We start from the raw sequence: 21,840 nt of genomic DNA, 5'->3' as shown, positions 1-21,840 counted from the left end.
CCTCGATACAGGTGTGACTTGCCGTTAATAAGGACCGTTCGTCAATTTTTCGACTAAATTCGCGGAACTTTGCCCAATGGTGGCCCAAGTGCATTATTTCAAACGGGATACTTTACGGCCTCTGCCCGTATGACGGGTTACCTCACGTCATTGTGAATCGCCGGAGCCTATCCACCCCATGATCGATCTCTCCACTTGGAATCTCACCATTCCCCAAGGGTCACCCGCACTGACCGTCGCCACCGCCCGCTTGCAGACCTGGACCGACACCTACTTCAAACGCTCCGGCAGCACCCTGATATTCTGGGCCCCGGTTACCGGCGCGCACTTTGGCAGCAGCCACTTCCCCCGCAGCGAATTACGTGAAACCGACCAAGCCGGCAGCCCGCTGAGCTGGCGCTACAACAGTGGCAGCAACACTCTCAAAGGCAAGGTCGCGGTCAACCAGGTGCCGTCCGAAGGCAAGGTGGTGGTGGCGCAGATTCATGCGATCAACTCGCCATCCCCGCTGGTCAAGATCCAGTACCGTTGGGAAAACGGCAGCGGCAACGTCGACATCACCTACCGCACCAAGCCCGGCGACGCCAAGAGCCCGATCGTCTACACCCGGACCAACATGCCGTTGGGCCAGGCCTTCAACTATTCGATGCGGGTCAACAAGGAAGGCGAGGTGATCATGATGATCAACGGCCAAGGCGTGAAGACCAAACTCAACGGCAACTGGAAGCCGTATCAGTTCTACTTCAAGGCGGGCAACTACACGCTGGATAACACCGGCTATGCCAGCGAAGGCGGCAAGGTCACCTATTACGCCCTCAAGGCCACGCACCCTAACAGCGGTTGAGCCTGCAGCGCCGCCCCGGCGATCGGGCCTGGCCCGGCGGATTACCCGCAGGGCTCAGCCGACACGCAGAACCACTGCCCTGAATCTCAGGTCCTGAACCGCGCGACCATCTGGTTGAGGTTGACCGCCAGTTGCGTCAGTTCATTGCTGGCCAGCAGGGTCTGGCGGGTGCCTTCACTGCTTTGCACAGCCAGGTCGCGGATGCTCACCAAGGCGCGATCGACATCACGTGCGACATAGGCCTGTTCCTGAGCGGCCGTGGCGATCTGCTGGTTGCGCTCGTCGATCAGTTGCACGGCATCGGTGATCAATCGCAGCGATTGCCCGGCATCATCCGCCGCGATCTGGGTTTTTTGTACTTCGTGGGTGCTCCCGAGCATCGAGTCGACGACTTGCGAGCTGCCGGTCTGGATGGCCGAAATCATCTGCTCGATTTCCTGGGTCGAGGTCTGCGTGCGGTGGGCCAGGGCCCGCACTTCATCGGCCACCACCGCGAAGCCGCGGCCCTGGTCGCCGGCGCGGGCGGCTTCAATGGCGGCGTTGAGCGCCAGCAGGTTGGTCTGCTCGGCGATCGCGCGGATCACGCCGAGTACATGGCTGATGTCCTGAGCCTGGCCGGCCAGCCCCTGAACCTGTTCGGAGGTCAGCGCCACCCGCTCGGTCAGGCTGCGCATCGCCTTGAGAGTCTCGCCGACCTTCTGATTGCCCGACGCCGCGGCGCTGTTGGAGTCCTTGGTGGCCTGGGAGGTGTGTGTCGCGTTGCGCGCGACTTCCTCGACGGCGGTACTCATCTGGTTCACGGCCGTGGCGGCCTGCTCGATTTCGCTGTTCTGTTGCTGCAGCGTACGGCTGGCGCTCTCGGTAATCGAGCTCATCTCCACGGCTGCCGAACTGAGCTGGGCCGAAGCGTCGGAGATTCCGCCGATGGTGTTGCGCAGTGTTTCCTGCATGGTGTTCAAGGCAGTCATCAGGCGCGCGGCTTCATCGCTGCCAGTCACCTCAAGGATCATGCGCAGGTCGCCGGTGGCGATTTCTTCGGCCATCTTCAGGGACGAATTCATCGGTCGCACGATGCTGCGCGTCAGCACAATGGCCAGCAGAACCGTGAGTGCCAGGGCGATCGCTACGACGATACCGACGATGGTCGTGCTGTGCCCGTAGACGTCAGCGGCAGTCACGCCGGAGGCGGCGGCGCCCTGGGTGTTGTGCGTGCGCAACTCGCTCAACTTGGCCTGGTAGGCGGCGGCGCGATCGCGTTGCTCGCTGTTGGCGAAGGCGATCGCCTGGTCATGCTGGTCGACATCCAGATCGACGATCTGTTGGACGCCATCCAGAAACCGGCTCATCAATTGCGCAGAAGACTCAAAGAGCGCGCGTTCCTGTTCGTCGGAGATGAGGTTCTTGCGGTAAAACTCAGTGCGTTCGAGCAGCGCCTGGCGGGCCTGCTCGATTTGATGAACTGCCTTGGCACGCCCTTCGGCGTCGTTGGACGCCAGCAGCCGCAAGCTTTCGAGACGCGCGTTGAGCATGGCGATCTGGATGTCGTCGGTGGTCTGGACGCTGGCCATCCAGTTGGTTTCGATATCCTGCTCAGTCGCGCGCAGCTTCCCTAGCTGCACATATGAGAATCCCCCCAAGGCGATCACCAGTAAGGTGATCAAGCCGAAACAGAGTGCGGCTCTGGGGGCGATATTCAAGTTTCGTAGATTCATCGGGAAGCTCCGGTACGTGTCCTCCGGACTGCTGACCGGTGGCACGCCGAGCTTAGGCCGCGCAAGAAGTGCTCGGCTAATTGAATAAATGCATTGATGTCATAGTGCCATTAGCATTGCTGAATTCTCAACTGCAGGCGTCGGCGTTCCCTCGAGCGCCGCGGCTATCAGGGTTTCCAGATCTGCACGTCATGGGCGTCAACCGCCTTGGGCAGCAGTTTGGCAGCAAGGAACGCATCGGCTATTTTCTGCTGTTCGCCCAATTGGTCAGCCTGGACCGGCTCGACCTGATAGCTGCGATGGGCGTTGGCCGCCTCTACGGTGGGCGCGTCGAGGTTGCCCCACAGCGGGCCCAGCACCTTGGCGGCGTCTTGCGGATGGGCCTTGATCCATTGGCCGGCCTGTTGCAATTGCTCGTAGACCAGCTTGAGCACTTGCGGGTTGGCCTGTGCGTACGGCGTGCTGGTCAGGTAATAGCGCTTATAGTTGGCAAGGCCAGTGCCGTCGGCCAGTACACGGGTCGGCAGCTGGCGCTGGACGCTGGTAAGGAAGGGTTCCCAGGTCACCCAAGCGTCGACCTTGTTGTTTTCGAATGCCGCGCGGCCATCGGCCGGAGACAGGTAGGCGGGGTCGATATCGGCGAATTTCAGGCCGGCCTTGGCCAGCGCGGCGATCAACAAGTAATGAGTGCCGGCGGCCTTGGTCACGGCAATCTTCTTGCCCTTCAGGTCGGCCAATTGGTGAATCGGCGAGTCATTGCGCACGACGATGGCCTGGGCGGCGGGCGAGGGCGCTTCTTCGGCGAAGTAAGTGAGCTTGGCCTGGGCGGCCTGGGCAAAGATCGGGACCGTATCGGCGACGTCCGCGCTGATGTCGACGTTACCGATGTTCAGCGCCTCCAGCAGCGGCAGACCGCTGGGGAATTCATGCCAGCTGACGTCGATACCCTTGTCCTTGAGCGCCTGCTCCAGGGTGCCCTGGCTTTTCAGCAGGGTGATCAGCGTCGATGACTTCTGATAACCGATGCGAATGGTTTCGGCGGCCTGGGCAGGTGTGGCGAGTGCCCAGGCGACTGCCATGAACAGCCCCGCCAGGGTGGTGGAGCGGGGTGTCATAGCGCGTCTGATCAGTGAAGGCATGAGGTTTCTCGACGTCGGAGTTTAGATGCAAAGCTAAGATTCAAAGATCATATGGTTGTAAGAACGATTCGTTAAATATCATTTTGCTATTACGTTATTCAGGATATTGGCTGAGTTTGCCGCCTTCAACAGCTTGGTATCGAACTGCGTACCGCTGATGGGCGATTGCTCACCGAGGACGGGCCCTACACCGATGCACCCTATATCCTGCAGGCACTGGCACCCCTGCCGAAATTCGGCGACAGCTACACCTTGATCGGATCCTGGGTGGTGGGGGATGTGGCATCAGGGATCGGCATTCGCGAGGACGACAGCCTGATTACCAAAGACAGCAGCCGCTTCGTGCCGCACGTGGTGCTCGGCTAGACACCTGCACCACCCTCACCGTGGGAGCGAGCTTGCGCGTCAGGCGGCGAAGCTTTGGCACCAACAGCTTCGCGGCAATAGCCCGATCCCACAGCGCGGCACAGGCGATCAGTGCGCGGCGCGAGGAATGGTCTTGAGCAGGTCTTCAGGGCTGATATGCCCGACGATCTGCTTGACGCCACCACTGCCCGGCAGTGGCAAGTCCAGAATGTGCCCCTTCATCTTGCCGATCACATGCATCTCGCACGGCTTGCAGTCGAACTTCAAGGTCAGCACTTCGTCGCCGTGGATCAACTGCATCGGCGCGACCTTGGTGCGCACCCCGGTCACGCCCTTGGCCTGTTTGGGGCACAAGTTGAACGAGAACCGCAGGCAGTGCTTGGTGATCATCACCGGCACCTCGCCGGTCTCCTCATGCGCCTCGTAGGCAGCATCGATCAGCTTGACCCCGTGGCGATGATAGAAGTCTCGCGCCTTCTGGTTGTAAACGTTGGCCAGGAACGACAAGTGCGATTCCGGATACACCGGTGGCGGTGTGGTCTCGGCCTTGCGCCCACCCCGCGGGTGAATGGCGACGCGTGCCGCAGTCAGCGCCTCGATGACTTCGCGGCGCAGGGCCTTGAGCTGCGAGTTGGGGATGAAATAGGCCTGTGGTGCATCGAGCTTGATGTCGGTGGCGTGATACTGGGTGGTGCCCAACTGGCCGAGCAGATCGTGCAGTTGCTCGAGTGCCTGTTCCGGCTTGTTGGCCAGCCCGAAAGGGCCGTCCAGGGCGACACTGGCGCTGGCGCCTTCTTCGCTGGTGGCGGTCAGTTCCAGACGGGTTTCGGTCAAGCGCGCGACCCAGGCGATGCCGATACGGCGCTCGGCCGAAGTCTTGAGCAAGGCGTGTTGCCAGTTATGGTCGAGGTTGCGGCTCAGGGGATGGTTGGGCTTGAGGTTCAGGCCCTTGGGCATCTCGTTGGGCTCGACGCGGTAGCGATAGCGTTTTTGCCCGTCCTCTTCGAACTCGCCCTTGGGCTCGGCGATATTGGCGCGAAAACCCACCACGTCACGCTTGACCATCACGTTGAGGCCATCGCCGTTGGACAGCGGCTCGAAGGTGTTGACGATCAGGTCGCGCTTGCCGACTTTCTCGACCACGCCCACCGGCACGCCGGTGAAGGTCGGGGTGTCGAAGGCGCCGATGTCGATCTTGCGATCGCTGACGAAATAGTCGGTGCTGCCGCGGTGGAAGGTCTTCTCCGGATCGGGCACGAAAAAGTGCACGGTACGGCCGCTGGAAGCACGGGCCAGATCAGGGCGGTCTTCGAGGATGTCGTCCAGGCGCTGACGGTAATAGGCCGTGATGTTTTTCACGTAGCCCATGTCCTTGTAGCGGCCTTCGATCTTGAACGAGCGCACGCCGGCCTCGACCAAAGCGCGCAGGTTGGCGCTCTGGTTGTTGTCTTTCATCGACAACAGGTGTTTCTCGAAGGCCACCACGCGGCCCTGATCATCCTTGAGCGTGTAGGGCAGGCGGCAGGCCTGGGAGCAATCGCCGCGGTTGGCGCTGCGGCCGTTGTGGGCGTGGGAGATGTTGCACTGCCCGGAAAACGCCACGCACAGCGCGCCGTGGATGAAAAACTCGATGGCGGCATCGGTTTCTTCGCTGATGGCACGGATTTCCTGCAGGTTCAGCTCGCGGGCCAATACCAGTTGGGAAAACCCGGCCTGGTCGAGAAACTTCGCGCGCGCCAGGGTGCGGATGTCGGTCTGGGTGCTCGCGTGCAACTCGATGGGTGGGATGTCCAGCTCCATCACCCCCAGATCCTGCACGATCAGCGCATCGACGCCGGCGTCGTGGAGCTGGTGGATCAGCTTGCGTGCCGGTTCCAGCTCGTTGTCATGGAGGATGGTGTTGAGAGTGGTGAATACGCGCGCGTGGTAGAGATGGGCGAATTCAACCAGCTCGGCGATATCGCTCAGCTCGTTGCAGGCGTTGTGGCGCGCGCCGAAGCTCGGGCCGCCGATGTAAATGGCATCGGCGCCATGCAGGATGGCCTCCCGCGCAATGGCGACGTCGCGCGCCGGGCTGAGGAGTTCCAGGTGGTGTTTGGGTAGGGACATGTTTTTTTAGTCTGGTCTGTCACGGTCAAGGCGGGCATTGTAGCGGTGAAATGCTTGACCGGCATCCTTATGCGGGCAGGCGGCGCCGAGCGGGCCCGCGCGCGAGCGCCCGGACCCGCGCCGATCAAGCGCGCCGCGCCGTGGCGGTACGCCCCTGGCATCAAAAATCGTAAGCCAACTTGGTGTACCAATACCCACCACCCGGATAAAACGGCGGGTTGCCATACGCCGCCAGCCCAAGGCTGCTGTACACGGCGTTTTTGTCCGGCCGCACGTTGAACAGGTTAGTGCCACCGATGCTGGCGGTCAGCTTGTCGAAGAAGGTGTAGCTGATGTCCAGATCGGTGATCCACTTGGCGCCGAAACTACGGTCGCCGCTGGGGTTGACGGCCAGGGTCTTGACCGCGCCATAGCGGGTGGTCTGCAGGTTGACGGCCAAGTCGTCGAGCTTCCAGTTGGCACCCAGGATGATTTTGGTCTTGGGCGAGGCTTCGGTCAGGTCGCCCTCGCGGTCGCGGCCCACCAACGTGACTCCGGAACCGGCCAGCGAAGCCGGTGTGCCGCGCACGCCCTGAATGGTGGTGCGGTTCCAGTTCAGCGCCGAGGTCCAGCGCACTTCACCCCAAGGGCCGAACAAAGTGGTGTGGTCAGCGACCAGATCCAGCCCGGCGGTACGGGTGTCGTAGGCGTTGGTGTAATAGTTGACCCAGGTACCGCTGGCGATACCCTGGGATTGCAGGATGCTGTTGATGGCACCATTGCCCCGGTCGTAGATGTTGCTGGTCAGGGTGATGCGGTTGTCGATGTCGATCAGGTACGAGTCGGCAGTGATGCTGGTGCGTGGCGCCGGTTGCCAGGTGAGGCCCAGCCCCAGGTTGCGCGACTTCTCGGGCTTGAGGTCATCACCGCCCAGAGCCTTGGCCAGATTGCTGCCCGAGGGTGTCAGGCGAGTCACGGCCGGGACCACGTTGCCGTTGACGTCGGTGTTCACGCGGTTGTCGGCTACGGTGTAGCCGATCTGAGTCAGGGACGGCGCGCGAAACCCGGTGCCGACGGTGCCCCTCACGGCCACGGTGTCGGTCAGTTCATAGCGCGAATTGACCTTGAGGCCAAAGGTATTGCCCGAATTGTCGTCGTAGTGCTCTACGCGGCCGGCGACGTCGACGAACCAGCGATCGGTCAGGTCGAACCCCAGGTCCAGGTAGCCTGCATAGTTGTTGCGGATCAAGCTGACTTCGTCCTCCGGGCGAATGGTCACGGCGGCCTGGGCACCGGTGGCCGCAGGGTAGGTGCCGGTGATGTAGGCGTCGGGTTCGCCGGCAAAGGTACTGAACCGTTCCCAGCGATGCTCCAGGCCAGCGGACACCTGGACCGGCGGCGTCAGGCTGAACAGGCTGTCGTAATGGCGGGTGAAGTCGAGGTTGTTGACCCACTGCTCGAAACGAAACGTTGCCAGGTTGTCGAACTTGGTAGGCGACGCCGTACCCAGCGACGGGTTGATGTTGAGGTCGCTGGAGTGGTGGACGTTATTGCGACCATAGGTGGTGCTCAGGTCCCAGTTCCAGTCGGCCAGTTGCCCCTTGCCGCCGAAGAGGAATTGATAGTCGCGATCCATGATGTTGTTGAGCGGATAGTAACCATCCGGGAATACCTCCGGTACCGACGCGGTTCCTGTGGGCAGGCGGAAATAGTTGGCCGCCTCGGCTTTGCGCTCGCCGTAGGTGGAGTAGGAATAGAGAGTCAGGTCGTCCAGCGGCAGCTCGGCGTTGTAGGCCAGGTTGAAGGCCTTGAGGTCGGGGTCGCCGTTCTTGATCGCTACGCGGTCCCAGGCAGCTTGCTTGACGGGGTCGTTGAAGGCCTTGACGCTGCTGTCGGCCTTGTCGTTCCAGGACGCATCGCCGCGATGGCGGGCATCGGCAGACAGATGCAAAAAGCCGCTCTCACCCAGTTTGAAGCCCTCGTCGCCGGCGTACTTGGTGGTTTGGCCCTGGCCTGAGTACAGCTTGCCGTAGCTGGTTTCCACATGACCACCGGCATCGCTGGACTTGAGGATGACGTTGATCACTCCGGCCACCGCGTCGGAGCCGTATTGGGCCGCGGCGCTGTCCTTGAGCACTTCGATGTGGTCCACCGCGCTCACCGGGATCAGGTCGATATCCACGGCATTGGCGCCACTGTTATCGATACTGCCGCGCTGGCCCACGGCGCCGTTGTGGCGGCGTTTGCCGTTGACCAGCACTAGCGTGTAGGCCGGGCCCAGGCTGCGGTTGCTGAGGGGCCGGGTCACGGAGTTGTACCCCGCGATATTGGTACCGAAGTTGAACGAGGGCAGCAGCTTGGAAATCGCCTCGGACAACTCGGCGCGGCCGGTCTTGAGCAACTGGTCGCTGTTGATGATATCGATGGGGGCAGGGCTGTCGGCGACGGTCCTTTGCTGCCCGCGCACGCCAGTGGAAATCACCGTGACAGTGCCGAGTTGGGCATCGTCGGTGGCGGCGTCGGCCAGTGGCGTAAAGGCGCTCAGCAGCAAGGACGCGGTGAGCGCGGACAGCGGAACATTCGGAGCAGGTCGAGGGGTAGAGCTGAAGCGCATGGCAGGCGTTTCCATTCAAACGGGCACTGGCCCGTTGTCCGGGTGCAGGTTCGATAGCCTTGATTAGTGGGGTTGTGAGCGGTAACGGTGTCGTCTGGGGAGGGATAGTACTGGCATAAAAAACGGAAGGTAAATTCTATTTTAGAATATGTTTATCATAGAATAAATGCATCTACTAAAGTATTGATATGTGAAACAAGCATGTTTAAGAACATTCCAAGTGAGCGGCAATAGCAAAGAATTCTGCGCGAAAGCGGGGGTAGAGAAGGGACGCACATCGACGCTCAGGAAATCCTGATCGCATTGATGATGCCCCGCTGCAGCGGGGCATCAGGCGTCAGGTGTCAGTCAGAGATCAAGCCGGTTGCGCGACCTCGGGAAGCTCGACCACCCCGGCGCTATGCCGGTTACGCGGCACATCAATGCCCAGGTGGCCGCGCAGTGTGCTGGCGCTGTACTCGCTACGGAACAGCCCGCGCTCACGCAAAATCGGCACGACTTCGTCAGTAAAGCGCGCAAACTCACTCGGCGCGCCCACGCGAATGTTGAAACCGTCGACAGCTCCTTGCACGAACCAGCGCTCGATTTCGTTGGCCACCGTCAACGCCGAGCCAACGAAGCCTGCAAACGGCTGAGCGAAGCGCAGTGCGGCTTGGCGCACCGTGAGATTGCGTTCGCGAGCGACCCGCTTGATGCGTTCGGCGTGGCCGCGATAGCCGTTTTCACCCAGTTCTCCGAGTTCAGGGAAGGGCCCGTCGAGGGGGTACTGAGTAAAGTCGTGGTAGTTGAACGGCCGGCCCAGTTGCACCAGGGCCTTGGCCAGATCGATCTCGCCAAACAACTCTTGCGCAATGGCCAGGGCCTGCTCGTCGGTGTCGGCGATGATCGGCCGAATACCAGGGAACAGCAGCACCTGATCCGGGTCGCGCCCGGCTTGCGCGGCGCGGCGCTTGATATCGCCGTAGTACTCCTGGGCATCTTCGAAATTGTCGACACCGGCAAAAATACCTTCGGCAATATCCGCCGCCAGGCGTCGTCCGGATTCCGAGATGCCCGCCTGGAAGATGACCGGTTGACCCTGTACCGAACGCGCCAGGTTCAAGGGCCCGGCGACCGAGAAAAACTCGCCGCGGTGGTCCAGGCGGTGTTGCTTGCGGGCGTCGAGAAAGTGCTTGCGCGCCTTGTCGCGGGGGAAGGCGTCGTCCTCATAGCTGTCCCACAGCCCTTGCACTACGGCCACATGCTCGCGCGCCTTGCGATAACGCTCGCCATGGTCGATGTGCTGTTCGAGGCCGAAGTTGCCTGCCGCGCCTTCCAGCCCGGTGGTGACTACGTTCCAGCCGGCACGGCCGTGGCTGATCTGGTCCAGGGAGGCGAACTGGCGAGCGACATTGAAGGGTTCGGTGTAGGACGTGGTGAGGGTGGCCACCAGGCCGATCTTGTCGGTAGCGCCGGCCAGCGCCGACAGCAGGGTCAGTGGCTCCAGACGGTTGAGGTAGTGGGGGGCGGAGTCCGGGGTGATGTAGGGGCTGTCGACGATGAACACGAAGTCGAACTTGGCCGCCTCCGCCGCGCGTGCCTGTTGTTTGTACCAGTCGATATTGACGCTGGCATCACCGGGGATCTCGGGGTGCAGCCAATCCTGCTGGTCGGTGCCGACTCCGGTCAGGATGGCACCCAGGTGCAATTGACGTTGACTCATGACTTCAATTCCTTTTGCGTGTAGAGGTTGATGCCGCGCCTGGCTGGCGCGGCGCCAAGGGGGCGATTGATCAGGCTCGACGCGCCTGCTGGCCGGTCGAGGCGAGCAACGCATCCACTGCATCGATGATCGGTTGAGCTTCGGTGCGCACCAGCCAGTCCGGGCTGACTTCGGCGAAATGCACGCGGCGGTCGGTGCCGATCACCACCACGGCCGGTTGCGGCAGTTCCCAGGTCCCGGTGCCGGTGACCTCGCCGATGCCCGAGCCCTTGGCCAGCGATGCTTGTCGCGAGGCCTCGTCGAAGCTATAGAGGATGCCCAAGCGCCGGCCCAGGGTGTTGTCCTTGTCGCTGGCGACTTGCAGGGTCAGCGCATGTTTGTCGCGAATTTCCACCAGCCGCTCAGGCACCTGCGGGCTGACCGCGACCAGCGGCACTCCGCGTTCGCGCAACGCCGGTTGCAGGGTGCGCTCGTAGGACGGGATGGCGATGTTACAGGCCGGGCACCCGGCAAACCGGAAGAACACCAGCACCGCAGGGCCATTGGCGAGTAATTGCTGCAGGGTCAGCGTGCCGCCCTCGACCGGGAGCAGTTCAAAAGGCTCGACGCTGTCGCCAGCCTTGACGAAATCCAGTGTGCGCGCCTGATCGACCAGGTGCTGGCGCTGATCGACGTTGATCTTCAGTGCCTCCGGTGCCCAGGTCCGTACGCGTTCGGCATGCAGTTCGGCCAGCTGTTGGTTGAGGGATTCGCTCATGGCATGTCTCCTGGTAACGCAATGTGGATGTGGGCCTGGTAGAGAAGTCGAGTCATGCAGCGCCTGCTCCTGGTGAAGGGGGAGGGCCTGCGCCAGGATTGGGGTCGGTCTGAGGGGACGATATGCCAACAGAAATCGGCTGTGAAAGGCTTTTTGGGTCTAAGGTAATTATGTTTTCTGGGTATTTAAGGGTGCGGACTAAATCAGATATTTCTATCTTTCATGAGTCCGCTAGTCACTCGCCTCCGCCAGCGGGCCCTGCAATCAATACCCGCGGCTACGATCGGCGAGGTTCACCAGCGGCTGCTGATCCACAAACCGCTGCAAATTGTCGAGGAAGATCGCCCTGATCGCTTCGCCGGTCTGGGTGGAGATGGCTGAGGTGTGGGGTGACAGCCGTACTTTCGCGTGGCTGTACAGGCGGTGCCCTGCAGGCAGGGGTTCCGGTTCGGTGACATCCAGTGTGGCGAACCCCAGCGTGCCGTGGTCCAGCGCGTCGAGCAGCGCATCCTGGTCCAGCAGGCCGCCACGGGCGATGTTGATCAAGTGCTGCCCTGGCTTGGCGCTGGCCAACACCTTGGCGTCGATCAGGTGCCGGGTCTGTGGGGTGAGCGGCGCGGCCACCACCAGATGATCGGCTGCGCTGAACAGGTGGTGAATGTCGCGGGCCGTCTGCACACCCTTCACATCAGGTGGCGTAGCGCTTTGGCGCAGGGTGATGACCTTCAGGCCCAGCGCTTGCGCCTTGCGTGCCAGGCTGCTGCCAATGGAGCCGAAGCCGAGGATGCCCAGCGTCTGGCCTTGCACCGGCGTCAGTGCGGTGAATTGCCAATCGGCATCCTGCACCCAGATGTCCGGCAGATGCTTGTTGTAGGCGAAGATCGCCGCCAGCACGTACTCGGCTATGGGGTCGCTGGCGCTGCCGCGCGCAGTGCTGACTGGCGGCCCGGCGAAGAACCAGTCCGGATAGGCATCCAGGCCTGAAGACACCACCTGAATCCAGCGCAGGTTGTAAGGCCAGCCAGGTGGGGGTGTATCCCCAGCCTGATAGCCGCGCACATTGATCGGCCGCCCAAGCAGCACGCTGGCTGCTGGGGGCAGGTCGCTGGGTACGCCGTTGGGCACATCGATCAGTCGTGCGCCAGGGTGACGCTGTGCCAGCTGCTCGCGCAGTGTCTGGTTGAAAGATGCGTCCATCTGGCTGGCAATCACCAGTTCGCTCATGGGGTGTTCTCCTCGGATAACGCCTGCAGACGCGGCACTGCGCACGCGCTGAACAGGGGCAGGGGAGCCGAGAATATGGACATGGGCAAGGGCTGTGAAATTATCTTTCGATCTATGCTAATTATAAAAATCTGTAATGATGTTTGATAAGCGACATTAAATTATAGATTGGGTCGGATTCGGCTTGGGGTTTTCTTGACGCCGCCTCGGGCGGTAGCCGGAATCGTCTAGCAATCGTGGGGGTAAATTCACATTTGTAATTAAAAACAGCAAAAACAATAAAATTAAATCATACATTCCTATACCCAAATCGAATTATGCCGGCTTTGGTTATTCTCCTATCTTGATGCCCAGACCACCTACCCCACCCCCGGATGGTAACCATCAGATCAGGCCTGCAGCCTATCAGCGCCCCGGACGGGCGCCTGCTCGCAGGTGTTGGACGGGAGTCACCCTTCGATATGGAATTCGTCAACCAGCGCACAGGACGCATCGCACGCGCTTTTGAACGCAAGCCTTTTATCCCCGCATCGACCCTGAGCCCCTTGGCGCTCGCCATGACCGGCGTGCTGTTCGCCAGCGGCGCGCGCGCCGATGAATCAGCCCTGGGCACCGTCGTCGTCACCGGCAACCGCGGCGGCGAACAGCGCACCGTGACCAGCAGCCCGGTCCCGATCGACGTGGTCAGTGCCAAACAGCTGCAAGCCACCGGCAAGCCTGGGCTCATGGAGGCCCTGAGTGCTGTCATCCCCTCGTTGAGCTTGCCGGAAAAGACCGGCTGGGACGCCAGCGGCATGGCCCGCGCACCGAACCTGCGCGGGCTGAATGCCGCCGAGGTACTGGTGCTGGTCAATGGCAAGCGCCGCCATACTGCCGCCACCTTGAACATCAATGGCATCAACACCGGCGCCGCACCGGTGGACCTGGACATGATCCCCATCGGTGCCATCGACCATGTCGAGGTCCTGCGTGACGGCGCCGCCGCCCAGTACGGCTCGGACGCCATCGCCGGAGTCATCAACGTGATCCTCAAGGCCGACGCCAGTGGCACCTCGGTGAGCAACGCCGGTCAGGGCTACGACGGCAAGAAACAGACCGTGCAGCAGAGCCTGGACAAGGGCTTCGAAATCGGCGAAGGCGGCATCGTGCATTTGTCCCTCGACGCACGCACCCAAAATGACGACAACAAGGCCAGCGCCAACGGCTACTCCTATGCCCAGGCCTACGACAGGGCCGGCAAGTCGACCTACGGCGGCTACGGTACGCCGAAGATCGACCTGCTCAACCTGGCCTACAACGCCGAACTGCCGCTCAACGACACGCTGAGCCTGTACTCCTTCAGCACCGTGTCGCATCGCGAGGCCGAGCAGGGGCAGAATTTCCGCCTGCCGACCATCACCAACACCATCACTACCGGCCCCAATGGCTACCCCGCCGGATACGTGCCGGTCTGGACCATCAAGGAAGACGACTACCAGGTCGCCGGCGGCGCCAAAGGCCTGGTCGGCGCCTGGGACTGGGACCTGTCGACCACCTACGGGCGCAACGAGGCCGAGCAGGGCAGTTACCACAACCAGAACCCGTCGCTGGGCGAAGCCACACCCAACCATTTCACCAACGGCACCTGGGTCTCGGATGAACTGACCACCAACCTCGACCTCAAGCGCAACTACGATATCGGCTTGAGCAAGCCACTGGACGTGTCCTGGGGCCTGGAGCACCGGCGCGACAGCTACGAGGTGAAGAAGGGCGACTACGCCTCCTATACCGACGGCGGCTACTGCGTGGCACCGGGCAATTGCGCCTCGTCCGGCGCTCAGGTCACCAACGGTATTTCTCCCGACGAAGAAGCCAGCGCCAGCCGCAACAGCGTCGCCAGCTATGTGGACTTCGGCGTCAACCCGCTGCCGCAGTGGTACCTGGGGACTGCGCTGCGCTATGAGCACTACAACGAAGGCGTGGGCGCGACCCGCAGCGGCAAGATCACCACCCGCTACGAGTTCACCCCGCAACTCGCGGTGCGCGGCACCGTCAGCAACGGCTTTCGTGCGCCGTCGCTGGCCAACAGCCTGTTCAGCGCCCGCTCGACTACATATGGGGTGGTCGACGGTGTCTACCAGTCGATCAACTACGGTGTCCTGCCGGTGGACTCCGCTGCGGCCAAGGCGCTGGGTGCCAAATCGCTCAAGCCCGAGCGCTCGACCAACTTCAGCCTGGGCCTGACCTACACGCCCACCGATCGCCTGACCCTCACCGCCGACGCCTACGTGGTCAATATCCGCGACCGCATCACGCTCACCGGCACGCTGCTGGGCAATGAGGTGACACAGGTGCTGCAAGCCAACGGCATTACCTCCACCTCGGGCGGCCAGTACTTCCTCAACGGCGCCGACACCCGCACCAAAGGCCTCGATCTGGTCAGCAACTACAACCAGGACCTGGGCGCCTGGGGCTCGCTGAAATACACGGCGGCCTTCAACTGGAACCAGACCGACATCCTCAACAGCTCAGGCAGCACCGACATCGGCGGCACCGCCTACGAGCTGATGGACCGCAAGGCACGCAACGTGCTGACCACCGTGCAGCCCAAGACCAAGTTGATCCTGGGCGGCAACTGGAGCATCGACAAATTCAACGTCAACCTCGGCCTGACTCGCTATGGCTCGTGGAAGGAGGTCAACGATGCCGATGACCGCTCCCTGGACCGGACCTGGAACGCGCAGTGGATCACCGACCTGGATGTCGGCTACAGCCTGACCAAGAGCCTCAATGTGGCCATCGGCGCCAAGAACCTGTTCGACGTGTATCCCAAGAAACAAGGCGTGCCGTCATCGACCATGGTCAGTGGCTACGGGACCTACTCGCCTTACGGGTTCACCGGTGGCTACTACTACACCCGCTTGACGTATGCTTTCTAAGGAGCTTGCCATGCCCATCGTTACCCAAGCCGTCGGCTTTCGCGACAGCCCCGAAGAGACCGCGCCGCCAGCGATCGACACGACGCTCACGGTCATCCCCGCGCGTCACCCCTGGCGCTGGGTCGGCTCGGCCTTTGCCGCGCTGGTACTGCTGGGCATCGTCCACTCGCTGGCGAGCAATCCGCGCTGGGAGTGGGGCGTGTTCGCCCATTGGTTCCTCGCGCCTGCGGTGCTCAAGGGGCTGGCCAAGACGTTACTGCTGACCCTGGCGGCGACCGTGCTCAGCACCGTGCTCGGGACCGCCCTGGCGCTGGCGCGGCTATCCGGCTCGCCGTTGCTGGCGGGGCTGGCCTGGGGTTATATCTGGTTCTTCCGTTCGATCCCGGCGCTGCTGGTGTTGATCATCCTCTACAACTTTGCCTACCTGTATGACCACATCAGCCTTGGCCTGCCGTTTACCGACACGGTCTGGTACCAGTGGTCGACGGTGGACGTGCTCAGCCAGTTCGCGGTCGCAGCGTTGGGGCTGGGCATGATGCAGGCGGCCTATACCGCCGAGATCATTCGCGGCGGCATCCTTGGCGTCGACCCTGGTCAGCATGAGGCAGCCGCGGCCCTGGGGTTGCCCGCCAGCCGGCGGATCTTTCGCATCATCCTGCCCCAGGCGCTGCGCTCCATCGCGCCCACCGCGTTCAATGAAGTGATCGGCCTGGTCAAGGGCACCTCGATCGCCTACGTGCTGGCCATGCCGGAACTCTTCTATACCGTGCAAGTGATCTACAACCGAACCCAGGCGGTGATCCCGCTGTTGATCGTTGCCACCGTGTGGTACCTGCTGATTACTACGGTGCTGACCAGCCTGCAGTATTACGTGGAGCGCCATTTCGCCCGCGGTGCCCTGCGCCAGCTGCCAGCCACGCCGCTGCAGCGCCTGCGCGGCTGGCTGAAGGAGAAGGCCCGTGGCTGAAGGTCGAATCCAGATCCAGAACGTCAGCAAGCGCTTCGGCAACCAGTGGGTGCTCAACGACATCGACCTGACGGTAGAGCCCGGCAAGGTCACGGTGATTCTCGGCCCGTCCGGCTCGGGCAAGTCGACCCTGCTGCGCACCATCAATCACCTGGAAAAGGTCGACGCCGGCCACATCACCATCGACGGCGAATACGTCGGCTATCGGCGCAAGGGCGACCACCTGCACGAGCTCAAAGAGCGCGAAGTGCTCAAGCGCCGCTTGCACGTGGGCTTCGTGTTCCAGAACTTCAACCTGTTCGGCCACCTGACCGTGCTCGAAAACATCACCGAGGCACCGCTGGCGCACAAATTGTGGCGCAAGGCCGAGGCCCGTGATCAGGCCCTGGCGCTGCTGGCAACGGTCGGCCTGCAAGACAAGGCCGATGCCTACCCCAGGCAGCTGTCCGGCGGCCAGCAGCAGCGGGTCGCCATCGCCCGGGCTCTGGCACTGCGCCCCAAGGTGCTGTTGTTCGATGAGCCCACCTCGGCGCTGGACCCGGAACTGGTTGGCGAGGTGCTCGATGTGATTCGCCGGCTGGCGGCGTCCGGCACCACCCTGGTGGTGGTCACCCACGAGATCGGCTTTGCCCGCGAGGTGGCCGACCATGTGGTGTTCCTGTGCGACGGCAAGCTGGTCGAGCAAGGCCCGCCCGAAGTCATTTTTCAACACCCGCGTCACCCGCGCACCGCTGCCTTTCTGGGCAAGGTGCTGACTGCCAACCTGTTAAAGGAATAACCCCATGAAACGTCCCATTGCCTTGCTGGCCATGGCTATCGGTGCCGTGATCGCCCTGCCGACTCTGGCCGCCGAGCAGCCGCCGGTATTCGACCTCAGCCCGCAGCGGGCGCATATCGATGCGCCGCGCAATCCGGCGGCCATCGCCCAGATCCCCCAGGGCTTCAAGTTCGTCGAACCCGGCACGTTCACCGTGGCCATCGCCGGTGCCTCGGGGCCGCCCCTGGCGCTGTTGGCCAGCGACGACAAGACCACCATCGGCAGCGAGGCCGACACCGCTCGGCTGATCGCCGACAGCCTGGGCCTGCAGCTCAAGGTGGTACAGACCAGCTGGGAAGACTGGCCGCTGGGCGTCAGTTCGGGCAAGTACGACGCCGTGCTGAGTAACGTCACGGTGACCGAATCACGCAAAAAACGCTTTGATTTCGCTACCTATCGCCAGGACGTGCTGGGCTTCTACGTCAAGGACAGCAACCCTGTGACGTCCATCAAAGAGGCCAAGGACATTGCCGGGCTGAAGGTGATTGTGGGCTCCGGCACCAACCAGGAAAAAGTCCTGCTGGCCTGGAACGAGGCCAACGAAAAAGCCGGGGTCGAGCCCGCCACCTTGGTGTACTACGACGATCAGGCAGCCGCGACCCTGGCGCTGCAGTCCGGGCGCGCGGATGTGTTCTTTGCGCCCAACTCGCTGCTGGCCTATATCGCCGCCACCCGTGGCGGCATCAAACGGGTCGGGCAGTTGAACGGTGGCTGGCCGCTGCAAGCCGACATCGCGGTGACCCTGCGCAAAGGCAACGGCCTGGTCACGCCGATCCATACTGCCCTGGAAGGCGCAATCGCCGGTGGCCAGTACGCCGCCGTGCTGGAGCGCTGGGGCCTGGATGCCGAGCGCATCGATCATTCGCAGATCAACCCGCCGGGTTTGCCGGACTGAGAAGGAGCTCGATCATGACTATCAACCTGACCCGCCGCGAAGCCCTCGCCAGCGTCAACGCGGTGGGCGGCGAACACGCCGCCAAAGCCGCACTTGCGGCCTTGGGCCTGGGGCCGTCGACCCATTTGCAGCACCTCAAGCTCGATCATCTCCAGCAGGCCGGGCAGGGCGCCCGCGTGCTGATCCTCGGTGCCGGTATCGCCGGGCTGGTCGCGGCGTTCGAGCTCAAACGTGCGGGCTTCGAAGTGCGCATCCTCGAAGCCCGCCAGCGTGTGGGTGGACGTAACTGGACGCTGCGCCACGGCGACCGGGTCGACTATCTGGACGGCCGCAGCCAGACCGCCCAGTTTGCCCCGGGCCTGTATTTCAATGCCGGGCCGGCGCGTTTGCCAGGCCTGCACCGGACCATCCTCGACTACTGCAGCGAGCTGGGCGTGCCCCTCGAAGTACTGGTCAATACCAGCCACAGCGCGCAGCTGCGCCCCGAGCTGGACCACCCGGCATTCAGCGTGCGCCGCGCGCTGAACGACACGCGCGGGCACCTGGCCGGCCTGCTGGCCAGTGCCATCAAGCGCGATGCACTGGACGAGGAGCTGTCGGCCGAGGAGCGCGTGCGCCTGCTGAATTTTCTCCAGGGCTACGGTGATTTGTCCGAAGAGCTGGTGTACGAGGGCAGCTTGCGTGCGGGCCACGGTGTCGCGGCGCCGCCCCCCGGTTCATTGCCCGGCTTCACGGCCCCATTGGCGTTGGATCGGCTGCTGCATCCGGAGCTGTGGGGCGCCCTGTTGCACACCGAGTACCCGGAGTTTTCCGCGACCATGTTGCAGCCGGTGGGCGGCATGGACCGTATCGCGACAGCGTTCGAGCAGCGGTTGCGCGATCAACTGCAATTCGGCGCAGTGGTGCGTCAAGTGCGCCAAAGTACCGAGGGCGTCACGGTGACGTATACCGACAGCGCCAGCGGTGCAGCGCATCAGGAGCAGGCCGACTATTTGATTTCGACCATTCCTCTGCCCTTGCTGGCGCGCCTGGACACGGACTTCAGCGAGCCCTTCAAGGCCGCGTTGCACAGCACCCGCAATGGTGCGGCGACCAAGGTGGCCTGGCAGGCGCCACGCTTCTGGGAGCAGGACTATCGCATCTATGGCGGGCTGTCCTGGGTCGAGCACCCGGCGCGCATTCTGTGGTACCCCAGCAACGAGCTGAACAGCCCCGAAGGGCTGCTGGTGGCGGGCTATGTGACCGGCGACGGCGCCGATACCTTCGGCCGGCGGCCGTTGAGCGAACAATATGCGACCTCGGCCGAGGCGGTAGAACTGCTGCATCCAGGCCACGCCGCCAGCCTGCGGCATCCGTTGGCGGTGTCCTGGGAGCAGGTGCCTTTCAGCGAAGGGCCGTGGTTGTTGCGCGAGCAATTCCCGGCCCACGCCCATGCCTTGCTGGAGCAACCCCAAGGCCGGGTTTACCTGGCCACCGATGGCCACGGCCAGAGCGGCGTCGGGATCTGGCAGGAATCAGCTGCCAACTCTGCGCGACGCGTGGTCGGGCAACTGGCCGAGCACGTCATTCGTCAGCGCCAGACGGCGTTGGCATCCTGAATATTTTCCAATAGAGAGAGACCGAACATGACCCAGACCCTCGTGCGCACCGGAGCCAGCACCGCGCCTATTTCCCAGACCGTCAGCGTGCCGGCCAGTGCGCAGCTGGTATTCCTCAGCGGCGCCTTGCCCGACGTCGCCGACCCACAGGCCCCGCAAGGCACGGCCGCCGCCTACGGCGACACACGCACGCAGACGGAGTCGGTGATTCGCAAGCTCCAGCAGGTGCTGCAAGCCCAAGGCCTTGATCTGGGCGATATCGTCCAGTTGCGGGTGTTTCTGGTGGGCGTGCCCGAGCTGGACGGCCGCCTGGACTTCGCCGGCCTGCAAGCCGGCTACACGCCGTTTTTCGGCACCGCCGAGCAACCCAACAAACCCGCCCGCACCGCCATCCAGGTCGCGGGCCTGCCGCTGCCTGGGGCGTTGGTCGAGATTGACGGGATCGCGGTGCGCCAGGGCTGACGCAGAGCGGATACTCATCTGGCCGATGACGCTTACTTGCGATGGGTCTTGAGCAGCCGCTGGGCCATCTGCAGGTGTTTTTTCATCATCGGCAGGTTGGCCTCGGCAAATGCCTTGAGCTCGGAGACGGTAGCGTTTTGTGCTTCGTCCTCGAACAGTTTGACCGCGCCCTCGTGGGCCTTGACCTGCGCCGTCGCATAGCTGGTGTCGAAGCTCTGGCCCTTGGCGGGTAGGGTCTGCAGCTTGGCGGCCTGGGCCTGCACGGTCGCGTCGTCCGGCAAGCTGATATTCAGCTGTGCGGTCAGCGCGGCCAGTTGCTGGGCGAGGGTCGTATGGTTGTCGATCAGGCGCCGCGCCAGATTGCGCGTGTCGTCGAAACTGGCTTTGCTCAACGCTACCTGACTCGCCTGTATTTCCGCGGCGTTGGCCACGGCAAGCTGGTCGACGAAGGTGTCGGCGCTGGCGATGCAGGCAGCCCCCAAGGTGCCCAGGCCGAGCAGGCAAGACAGGGCCAGACGGGGAATACCCAACCGAGTGATAGCCAGACGGGTAGTAGCCAGCCGGGTAATAACCAGCCGAGTCATAAAAAGTGCGGACATGAAATTCCCTCTGAAGAATCGCGCAGTGTAGGCAAAACGTCACGGGTCAGGGCCGGCTGAGGAAAATTTAATTCCCTGCCCGGACTGTGCGGCGTCCGCAAGCACAGCCGCCCGCAAGGCGCGGTGCATTAACAGCACAATCATACAATCCTCAGCGCCGCCTCTGCGGCCAGTATGCCCTGTCTCTTTCATCATCCCCGTTGCTGGGGATCATCATGAACTTGCTGGGTCATCCACCATGATCAACCTACCGCTCAAACGTCTGGCCGTTGCGCTGGCGTTCTCTTCCCTGTGCAGCATTGGCGCGTCGGCCGCTACCGCGCCCGTTGCCGTCGCCCCGCAGTACGACACCAGCCACGTCTATGTCGCCCCGGCGGACGTCGACGCCTTCGTGAAAAGTTTCCTGGCCACGTTTGGTGGCAAGAGCACCGCCCAGGTGGTGGTCAACGTGCTGCCAGTGCCGAGCAGTACCACCTCGCAGCTGCTGCAGACCCCGGTCGGCACCGTGTCGTTGTTCGGCTTCACTACGCCGGTTCCGTACCCCTTCGGCAGCGAGCGCAACGGCTACCTGGTGAAGGATCTGGACGTCGCCATCGCGGCGGCCAAGGCCAATGGCGCGGATGTGATCGTGCATGATTTCCCGGATCCGATCGGTCGTGATGCAGTGGTGCAATGGCCGGGCGGTATCAACCTGCAACTGTACTGGCACACCAAGGTGCCGAATTACGCAGCCTTCGAGCACATCCCGGAAAACCGTATCTATGTCTCCCCTGAGCGCGGCGATGCGTTTGTCAAAGCCTTCCTGGGCTTTTCCCATGGCAAGGTCGTGAGCGACGACCGCCACGCCGCCGGTGAGCAGATCGGCCAGCCAGGCAAGACGTTCCGTCGCGTTGCGCTGGCTTCCGAGTTCGGCAAGATGACCGTGCTGATCACCGACGGCCACCTGCCATTTCCCTACGGCCATGACACCACCGGTTATGAAGTGGCCGACCTGACCGCCACGCTGGCCAAGGCCCAGGCAAGTGGTGCCAAGGTGCTGGTCGGCGCTGCGCAACAGGCAGACCGCAGCGCAGCGATGGTCGAGTTCCCGGGCGGTTATGTGGCCGAGATCCACCAGCTTGCTGCCAAGAAATCCTGA

Annotated in this window: 16 protein-coding genes and 1 pseudogene; 9 read left to right on the top strand and 8 right to left on the bottom strand. The window is 62.8% G+C overall.

Features of this window, described 5'->3' with window-relative positions; genetic code table 11:
• Positions 1–178 precede the first annotated feature (178 nt).
• Entirely contained in the window at positions 179–844 is a 666-nt protein-coding gene (locus tag LIX93_RS04325) for a polysaccharide lyase family 7 protein (protein ID WP_226502751.1), read from the top strand.
• Positions 845–930: 86 nt separating this feature from the next.
• Here the strand turns inward: LIX93_RS04325 and LIX93_RS04320 are convergent, their stop codons facing one another.
• Both LIX93_RS04320 and LIX93_RS04315 read right to left on the bottom strand, forming a co-directional pair.
• Positions 931–2,556, bottom strand: a complete 1,626-nt coding sequence (locus LIX93_RS04320; protein WP_226502750.1) for a methyl-accepting chemotaxis protein — start codon at positions 2,554–2,556, stop codon at positions 931–933.
• 167 nt (positions 2,557–2,723) lie between these two features.
• Complete coding sequence (locus tag LIX93_RS04315) at positions 2,724–3,671, bottom strand: aliphatic sulfonate ABC transporter substrate-binding protein (protein ID WP_226502749.1); 948 nt, start codon at positions 3,669–3,671, stop codon at positions 2,724–2,726.
• Positions 3,672–3,833: 162 nt separating this feature from the next.
• Between LIX93_RS04315 and LIX93_RS04310 the strand changes: the two are divergent.
• Positions 3,834–4,061 (top strand): annotated as a pseudogene (locus LIX93_RS04310) (glutathionylspermidine synthase family protein); the annotation flags it as partial.
• Between the two features lie 108 nt (positions 4,062–4,169).
• Here the strand turns inward: LIX93_RS04310 and LIX93_RS04305 are convergent.
• The 5 genes from LIX93_RS04305 to LIX93_RS04285 form a co-directional block, all read right to left on the bottom strand.
• Positions 4,170–6,170: a U32 family peptidase gene (locus tag LIX93_RS04305; RefSeq protein WP_226502748.1), complete on the bottom strand. Its 2,001-nt coding sequence runs from the start codon at positions 6,168–6,170 to the stop codon at positions 4,170–4,172.
• A 160-nt stretch (positions 6,171–6,330) separates the two neighbouring features.
• Entirely contained in the window at positions 6,331–8,763 is a 2,433-nt protein-coding gene (locus LIX93_RS04300) for a TonB-dependent receptor (protein WP_226502747.1), read from the bottom strand.
• 355 nt (positions 8,764–9,118) lie between these two features.
• Entirely contained in the window at positions 9,119–10,465 is a 1,347-nt protein-coding gene (locus LIX93_RS04295; protein ID WP_226502746.1) for an LLM class flavin-dependent oxidoreductase, read from the bottom strand.
• Between the two features lie 70 nt (positions 10,466–10,535).
• A complete protein-coding gene (locus tag LIX93_RS04290; protein WP_226502745.1) occupies positions 10,536–11,222 on the bottom strand; it encodes a peroxiredoxin-like family protein in 687 nt (228 codons plus the stop codon).
• A gap of 264 nt (positions 11,223–11,486) precedes the next feature.
• Entirely contained in the window at positions 11,487–12,446 is a 960-nt protein-coding gene (locus LIX93_RS04285; RefSeq protein ID WP_226502744.1) for a D-isomer specific 2-hydroxyacid dehydrogenase family protein, read from the bottom strand.
• Positions 12,447–13,003: 557 nt separating this feature from the next.
• Here LIX93_RS04285 and LIX93_RS04280 point away from each other — a divergent pair.
• From LIX93_RS04280 to LIX93_RS04255, 6 genes are read left to right on the top strand one after another with little or no spacing between them, the layout of a single operon-like run.
• Positions 13,004–15,364 (top strand): TonB-dependent receptor, encoded by a 2,361-nt coding sequence (locus LIX93_RS04280; protein WP_226502860.1) that lies wholly within the window; start codon positions 13,004–13,006, stop codon positions 15,362–15,364.
• A 10-nt stretch (positions 15,365–15,374) separates the two neighbouring features.
• The gene (locus LIX93_RS04275; protein WP_226502743.1) at positions 15,375–16,331 is read left to right on the top strand and encodes an amino acid ABC transporter permease; all 957 of its coding nucleotides are present in this window, start codon (positions 15,375–15,377) and stop codon (positions 16,329–16,331) included.
• A complete protein-coding gene (locus LIX93_RS04270) occupies positions 16,324–17,109 on the top strand; it encodes an amino acid ABC transporter ATP-binding protein (RefSeq protein WP_226502742.1) in 786 nt (261 codons plus the stop codon). Before LIX93_RS04275 ends, LIX93_RS04270 begins: the two co-directional genes overlap by 8 nt.
• A gap of 31 nt (positions 17,110–17,140) precedes the next feature.
• Positions 17,141–18,043 carry an ABC transporter substrate-binding protein gene (locus tag LIX93_RS04265; RefSeq protein ID WP_226502859.1) on the top strand — a complete coding sequence of 301 codons (903 nt, stop codon included), beginning with the start codon at positions 17,141–17,143 and terminating at the stop codon, positions 18,041–18,043.
• Positions 18,044–18,063: 20 nt separating this feature from the next.
• On the top strand, positions 18,064–19,641 hold the full coding sequence (locus LIX93_RS04260; RefSeq protein WP_226502858.1) for an FAD-dependent oxidoreductase: 1,578 nt from the start codon (positions 18,064–18,066) through the stop codon (positions 19,639–19,641).
• A gap of 27 nt (positions 19,642–19,668) precedes the next feature.
• The gene (locus LIX93_RS04255) at positions 19,669–20,103 is read left to right on the top strand and encodes a RidA family protein (RefSeq protein WP_226502741.1); all 435 of its coding nucleotides are present in this window, start codon (positions 19,669–19,671) and stop codon (positions 20,101–20,103) included.
• A 32-nt stretch (positions 20,104–20,135) separates the two neighbouring features.
• Here the strand turns inward: LIX93_RS04255 and LIX93_RS04250 are convergent, their stop codons facing one another.
• A complete protein-coding gene (locus tag LIX93_RS04250) occupies positions 20,136–20,702 on the bottom strand; it encodes a DUF4142 domain-containing protein (RefSeq protein WP_226502740.1) in 567 nt (188 codons plus the stop codon).
• Between the two features lie 238 nt (positions 20,703–20,940).
• Here LIX93_RS04250 and LIX93_RS04245 point away from each other — a divergent pair, with 238 nt between their 5' ends.
• Positions 20,941–21,840: a glyoxalase gene (locus LIX93_RS04245; RefSeq protein WP_226502739.1), complete on the top strand. Its 900-nt coding sequence runs from the start codon at positions 20,941–20,943 to the stop codon at positions 21,838–21,840.

Source organism: Pseudomonas sp. MWU16-30317, assembly GCF_020515695.1.
Lineage (GTDB): Bacteria > Pseudomonadota > Gammaproteobacteria > Pseudomonadales > Pseudomonadaceae > Aquipseudomonas.
This window is presented reverse-complemented; position numbering and strand designations above follow the sequence as displayed.

What these genes read in the sequence shown, in the direction of transcription:
- LIX93_RS04325 (WP_226502751.1), top strand. Translation starts at nt 179, where the DNA reads ATGATCGATCTCTCCACTTGGAATCTCACCATTCCCCAAGGGTCACCC.
- LIX93_RS04320 (WP_226502750.1), bottom strand. Translation starts at nt 2,556, where the DNA reads ATGAATCTACGAAACTTGAATATCGCCCCCAGAGCCGCACTCTGTTTC.
- LIX93_RS04315 (WP_226502749.1), bottom strand. Translation starts at nt 3,671, where the DNA reads ATGACACCCCGCTCCACCACCCTGGCGGGGCTGTTCATGGCAGTCGCC.
- LIX93_RS04305 (WP_226502748.1), bottom strand. Translation starts at nt 6,170, where the DNA reads ATGTCCCTACCCAAACACCACCTGGAACTCCTCAGCCCGGCGCGCGAC.
- LIX93_RS04300 (WP_226502747.1), bottom strand. Translation starts at nt 8,763, where the DNA reads ATGCGCTTCAGCTCTACCCCTCGACCTGCTCCGAATGTTCCGCTGTCC.
- LIX93_RS04295 (WP_226502746.1), bottom strand. Translation starts at nt 10,465, where the DNA reads ATGAGTCAACGTCAATTGCACCTGGGTGCCATCCTGACCGGAGTCGGC.
- LIX93_RS04290 (WP_226502745.1), bottom strand. Translation starts at nt 11,222, where the DNA reads ATGAGCGAATCCCTCAACCAACAGCTGGCCGAACTGCATGCCGAACGC.
- LIX93_RS04285 (WP_226502744.1), bottom strand. Translation starts at nt 12,446, where the DNA reads ATGAGCGAACTGGTGATTGCCAGCCAGATGGACGCATCTTTCAACCAG.
- LIX93_RS04280 (WP_226502860.1), top strand. Translation starts at nt 13,004, where the DNA reads ATGACCGGCGTGCTGTTCGCCAGCGGCGCGCGCGCCGATGAATCAGCC.
- LIX93_RS04275 (WP_226502743.1), top strand. Translation starts at nt 15,375, where the DNA reads ATGCCCATCGTTACCCAAGCCGTCGGCTTTCGCGACAGCCCCGAAGAG.
- LIX93_RS04265 (WP_226502859.1), top strand. Translation starts at nt 17,141, where the DNA reads ATGGCTATCGGTGCCGTGATCGCCCTGCCGACTCTGGCCGCCGAGCAG.
- LIX93_RS04255 (WP_226502741.1), top strand. Translation starts at nt 19,669, where the DNA reads ATGACCCAGACCCTCGTGCGCACCGGAGCCAGCACCGCGCCTATTTCC.
- LIX93_RS04250 (WP_226502740.1), bottom strand. Translation starts at nt 20,702, where the DNA reads ATGTCCGCACTTTTTATGACTCGGCTGGTTATTACCCGGCTGGCTACT.
- LIX93_RS04245 (WP_226502739.1), top strand. Translation starts at nt 20,941, where the DNA reads ATGATCAACCTACCGCTCAAACGTCTGGCCGTTGCGCTGGCGTTCTCT.